Source organism: Pseudomonas sp. 05N433, from assembly GCF_056396925.1.
Genome location: NZ_JBFTML010000149.1, coordinates 1 through 594, shown reverse-complemented (window position 1 = coordinate 594; position 594 = coordinate 1). Strand labels below are relative to the sequence as shown.

The window sequence follows — 594 nt, the reverse complement described above, 5'->3', positions numbered from 1 at the left end:
CCGAGCAGGGTGTTGTTCAGGTCGTTGCCGATCACGGTGAAGGCACCGAGGCCGGTGACGGTGACATCTTCGACGTTCTGCAGGTTGCTTTGGCTGAGGTCGACGGTGCTGCTGGCCAGGGTCGAGGTGTAGCTGATGTTCAGCAGGTCGCGGCCCTGGTCGGCGGTTTCCTGCAGCAGTGCCAGTTCGCCGGCCTGGTCGAGGATATAGGTGTCGTCGCCGGCGCCGCCGATCAGCGTATCCAGCCCCGCGCCACCGTTGAGCACGTTGTTGCCGCTGTTGCCGGTCAGCACGTTGTTCAGGGCATTGCCGACGCCGTTGAGGTTGTCGCTGCCGGTCAGGGTGAGGTTTTCCAGGTTGGCGCCCAGGGCCCAGCTCACCGAGGCGCGTACGGTGTCGATTTCGCTCGCCAGGGTGCTGGTTTCGGTGACCGTGTCCTTGAGGTTGTCGACGATGTAGGTGTCRTTGCCGAAGCCGCCAATCATCACGTCGGCGCCGAGGCCACCGTCCAGCACGTTGTTGCCGCTGTTGCCGATCAGCACGTTGTTCAGGGCGTTGCCGGTGGCGTCGAGCTGGTCGCTGCCGGTGAGGGTC

Annotated in this window: 1 pseudogene; it reads right to left on the bottom strand. The window is 64.6% G+C overall.

The annotated features are described in order from the left end of the window. Positions 1-594, bottom strand: a pseudogene (locus AC1DIS_RS30105) (calcium-binding protein); the annotation flags it as partial.